Raw genomic sequence first — 5112 nt, 5'->3', positions numbered from 1 at the left:
TCGAGCAGTATCATCTTCATGAGCTGATGGGGAAATGTCATCTTTGAAAACGAAAGTTTGAAGTCGCTCATGTTTTTGAGTTCATCGTCTAGACCTAGTGATCCACCGATTAGAAATGTGAGGTTTGACTGTCCTCTTAGGCCGAAGTCATCTATTTTCTTTGAAAAGTCTTCGCTAGTTAGTTGTTTACCTTCTATTTCCAATGTGATTATAGTGGTGTTTTGGGGAATTTTCTTTAGTATTCTCTCTTTTTCTTTTGATTTCACAATATCCATATCTGCTGGACTTAAATTCTCTGGGCATTTTTCATCTGATACTTCTATGAGATTTAATTTGCAGTATTTTGAAAGTCTCTTGGCATATTCTCCTATGCCTGAAACCAAGTATTTTTCTTTTATCTTACCTACTGATATGACGCTTATATTCATTAAAAAACCAACTCTCTTTTTTCTTTTTATTTTATCACAAATTCATGTTGAAACCAACGCAGCCTGGCTTCCATTTCTTCAAAAAAAGACTGCCCCTTAGGCAGCCTTTATAACTATATTTTAAATCTCTCTACTTCTCTCATCAATGATTCCGCCATCTCTTCAGTTCCATGTGCTTGAGTTTCTAATTGTTCTATAGATGCAAGCTGTTGCTGTGCAGATGCCGATGCTTCTTGTGTACTAGCTGATGTTTCCTCTGATATAGCAGAGATTTCTTCTACTGCAGATACTATCTCGTCTTTGCTAGAGTTTACCTGCATAGAGTATTTTTTGACTACATCTAGCTGTGATACTAGATTGTTTAGCGCTTGATAGTTTTTATCAAATATAGCTCCTGTCTCTCCTATAGCTGTATTTTGCTCTGCGTTAGCTTCTGCCATGTCGCCCATGCTTCTAACTGCTATTTGAGATTGAGTCTGTATATTTTGTATAAGCTCTGTGATATCCTTTGTCGCATTTGCAGAGTCTTCAGCTAGTTTTCTAATCTCATCTGCTACTACTGCAAATCCTCTTCCAGCCTCTCCAGCTCTCGCCGCCTCTATACTAGCATTTAATGCAAGTAGATTTGTTTGAGATGCTATGTTGTCTATAAATGTGGTTATTGATTCTGCATTTGCTGCGAAGTCGTTTATCTGATGTATTACATCTCTTACTTCTCCAGCTCTTTCGTTGTTAGTAGCTGTTTTTTGATTCAGCTCTACTATGATTTCCAAACCACTCTGGCTCTGTTCTATGGTTTCCTGGGAAATACCATAAGCATGATCCATAAATTCCGCAGTTTTGTTTATGACCCCAGCTAAATCATTTGTCTTTTCAGCTATCCTATCTGCATCTTGAGCCTGCTGTGATGAGCTATCTGCTATCTGTGCTATCGCGTCGGAAATCGTTTTCGTAGCGCGTGCAGATTGATCCGTATGGCTAGCTAGTGACTCCGAACTAGATGTCAAGTTTTCAGATGCTTCTATGATTTTTGAAAGTAGTTCTCTCATATTTTCCTGCATCTTTTCAAGTGCTAAACCAAGTGCGCCAAAATCGCCTTTTGTCCTTAGCAATTGGTCTGATACTGGGTTTGTAAAATCCCCATCTGCTACAAAGTTTAGCTGCTGTACTGTAACTCTAAGCGGTTTTATAACTGATTTTGAAATTATTATTGATATAATTGCTCCTGCTACTATACCTAACACTGAAATACCAACCATTATCCACATATTTCTTTCAAGCTGAATAGTCATTTCATTCAATGTCTTGTTGTAAACATGAGACTGCACATCTTTTAGAGATTGAATCATGCTGTAGTTAGAAAATGCACTCATCATACCTACTAGGCCTATGATCAAAACTAGCACTAAAAATCCTATGCCAATCTTTTTCCTAATGGCCATTTTGCTACTCTTTCCACCCTTTTTTACCCTTTTTTGCTTCTTCTGTTTAATAATTTTCAAGTGTCCACCCCTTCCTCACTCTAGAGGATGTTTAATTATTTTCTTTTTTGACTTGATATACTAAACAATCCCCCAAATCATAAACTCCCTAAACAATTTTTTTCCTCTCCTAACTATAATTCAAATACTTGTGTCGGCTCATCCCTAGGTGCTAGGAGTAGTTGTAGGTCCCGACCCTCAACTAACTTGTTTTCCCTTAGGATATTCTGTACTGTCTGAATTGCCAACTCTGGAAAATTATTTTCCTTGCTGAGATGTCCAAGCAATACTATTGGTCTTGTAGTTTGACAAACATCTACTATGAGATTTCCTGCAGTCTCGTTTGATATATGTCCGTAATCGCTCTCTACCCTCTTTTTTAGAAGCCAAGGGTAACTCCCCATTCTAAGCATGTTGACATCGTGATTTGATTCTATTAACAAAATGTCAGAATCTTTCACTTTCGCTTTTATCTTATCACAGACATGACCCGTATCTGTGACGAAGCTCACTTTTTTTGAGTCATGATAGAAGCAAAATCCAACAGGTTCTTTGGCATCGTGATGGATACCAAATGGGTTTATGCTCATATCATTTAGTATAAATGTACCTTCTGTTTCAAAATATTTTTTATTTTCGGGCTTTATCTTTCCCAGACAATCTTCCATTGCTTCCCAAGTGCCTTGATTGGCATATATTGGCAAATTAAATCGTCTCGAAAGTATTCCAACACCTTTTATATGATCACTGTGCTCGTGAGTTACTAGTATTCCTGTAAGCGTTTTTGGATCTACTCCTATGTGCGCAAGTCCCTCTTGAATCTTCTTGCCACTAAGTCCTGCATCTATAAGTAATTTATTTTCTGGTGTCTCTAGATAGTGACTATTTCCACTACTACCACTTGCCAATGAACAATATCTAAATCCCATATCTTTCTCCTTTTGAACTATGTGGATATATTTTCCACCAAATAGACAAACCCCTGCAAGCTCAACTCACAGAGGTTTTTTCAAATCGTACGTCTAATAATATTCTAATGCTAGTCCTCTATTTTTTCTATAGAAGCACCGAGACCTCTCAGTTTCTCAACTATTCTATCGTAACCACGCTCTATGTGGTAAATTTCTTCTACTCTAGTGGTTCCCTTTGCTATAAGACCCGCTATAATGCATGCAGCTCCCGCTCTTAGATCTGTAGCTGATATCGTTGCGCCATCTAATTGATCTACTCCGCTTATTACGCTAGTCTTACCATCTACTTTGATCATAGCTCCCATTTTTTTGAGCTCGTCAACATACTTGAATCGGCTCTCAAATATACTCTCCGTAACTATACTAGTTCCTTTTGTAACTGAAAGCAATGCACTAAGTGGTTGCTGTAAATCAGTTGGAAACCCAGGGTAAGGAAGAGTTTTCACATTGATACCCTTCAATTCATCTTCTACTTTTACACGTACTGCATCATCAAATTCTTCTACGCTAACTCCCATTTCACGAAGTTTTGCTGTAACTGATTCGAGGTGTTTTGGTATGACATCTTGAATAAGAACGTCTCCACCTGTAGCAGCTGAAGCTATCATATACGTCCCTGCTTCTATCTGATCTGGAATAACTGAATAAGTACAACCGTGTAGTTTTTCAACTCCATTTATTCTTATCACATCAGTTCCCGCGCCTTTTACTTCTGCTCCCATGGCATTGAGGAAATTAGCTGTATCTACAACATGAGGTTCTTTTGCTGCATTCTCTATAATGGTCTGTCCCTTTGCTAAAACTGCTGACATCATGATATTTATTGTAGCTCCAATACTTACCACATCTAAATAAATCTTTGTTCCTTCTAATTCATCTGCTCTACATTTTATCACACCGTGCTCTATTCCTACTTTACAGCCCAATGCTTCGAATCCTTTTATATGCTGATCTATAGGTCTAGTTCCTATATTACAGCCTCCTGGATAACTTACATTTGCTTCTTTAAATCTTCCAATTGATCCACCTAATAAATAATAAGATGCTCTCAATTGCTTTGCAAATTCGTGAGGAGCTTCGCAATTTCTCACATTTTTTGTATCTATCTCTACTATTCCGTCAGCCACTAAATTTACTGTTCCACCAATAGATTTTAGTATATCTATTAAGGTCTTTACATCCTTTATCATTGGAACATTTTCTATAGTACATTTATCTCCACAAAGTATCGTCGCTGCCATAATAGGCAATACGGCGTTCTTAAATCCACTAACCTTGACACTTCCCTGCAGTCTTTTGCCACCTTCTATCGCTAATTTCTCCATATATTAACAACTGGTAGGCCCAGTTGATTCACCTCTCTCTCATAAAATCCTCTCTCAATTATTATATAGTATCTAGCACTATTTTTGTACCTAATTTTGAAAAAAATCTGCTAAAATATCAGCTTTTTTTTACAAATAGGAAAATATTTGTAAATATGATGCCTTCTTGCATGCATTTTCTGATTTTTGGTATGCCCAAAAATAAATTTCGCGCAAAAAAACAGACATCGAAGCATCCGATATCTGAATTTTCAGTTATTGACATTGTTTTATTGTTAGCTATTCATAAAAATATTTTCTGCCATCAGAAAGTAATATTCTCCATGCTGGATTACCTTCTCCGCGTTTTGCATTGTCATAATCTATAGATTCATTTTTACCAGGACCTAAATAATAGCAAGGTCTCAAATCTATTATGGTGACCTTTCCTAAATCTGGCTCTGTCATAAGTTTCAAAAGTGCTTCTAGTGGATCTTCAAGCACTGCTTCTTTTTCTAGTTCAAGTTCTACACTCTCTACCCACAATCTAGTAAATTCAAATATTCCGCGCCGATCTATACCAAATGTCATCTTGCTATTTTCTACTAGTACTCCATCTACAGATTTTGTGTACAATAAATCATAGCTCATATCAGTTTTTCCCAAATACAATTGGTCAGAATCTGAGTCGTAGAGTCCCTTTTCTTTCAGAAATTCTTCAGCTAAATTTAGTGCTGTTTTTTCATCCATCGTCTCATAAATCAAATCTGGGCTATTGTTCTTATACACTAGTTCTTTGTTGTTTATAATCTCAAGTTCTTCTTCGCCCTGTACAAATAGCACTCTATCATCTATTGGTTGCCTTGATGGATTGGCAAAAAACCTTTTTGCTATCTGTTCTGGTTGATACAATTCATATTCTATGATA

The 5112-nt window shown here is 36.9% G+C and carries 5 protein-coding genes; all 5 read right to left on the bottom strand.

From position 1 onward, the window contains the following. Window positions 1–428: 23S rRNA (pseudouridine(1915)-N(3))-methyltransferase RlmH (gene rlmH, locus N4A40_13680; protein MCT4662903.1), on the bottom strand; the 428-nt coding region annotated here is incomplete at its 3' end. A gap of 113 nt (window positions 429–541) precedes the next feature. Continuing rightward, window positions 542–1930 carry a methyl-accepting chemotaxis protein gene (locus N4A40_13675; GenBank protein ID MCT4662902.1) on the bottom strand — a complete coding sequence of 463 codons (1389 nt, stop codon included), beginning with the start codon at window positions 1928–1930 and terminating at the stop codon, window positions 542–544. Window positions 1931–2043: 113 nt separating this feature from the next. Next, window positions 2044–2838, bottom strand: a complete 795-nt coding sequence (locus N4A40_13670) for an MBL fold metallo-hydrolase (GenBank protein ID MCT4662901.1) — start codon at window positions 2836–2838, stop codon at window positions 2044–2046. Window positions 2839–2948: 110 nt separating this feature from the next. After that, window positions 2949–4205 (bottom strand): UDP-N-acetylglucosamine 1-carboxyvinyltransferase, encoded by a 1257-nt coding sequence (locus N4A40_13665; protein ID MCT4662900.1) that lies wholly within the window; start codon window positions 4203–4205, stop codon window positions 2949–2951. Between the two features lie 279 nt (window positions 4206–4484). Further along, window positions 4485–5112, bottom strand: a 628-nt coding sequence (locus N4A40_13660) for a hypothetical protein (protein ID MCT4662899.1), incomplete at its 5' end; no start/stop codon positions are given.

The sequence above is a fragment of the Tissierellales bacterium genome (assembly GCA_025210965.1).
In the GTDB taxonomy this organism is placed as follows: domain Bacteria; phylum Bacillota; class Clostridia; order Tissierellales; family JAOAQY01; genus JAOAQY01.
The sequence above is the reverse complement of the archived record's forward strand: the minus strand, read 5'-3'. Positions and strand labels throughout refer to the sequence as shown.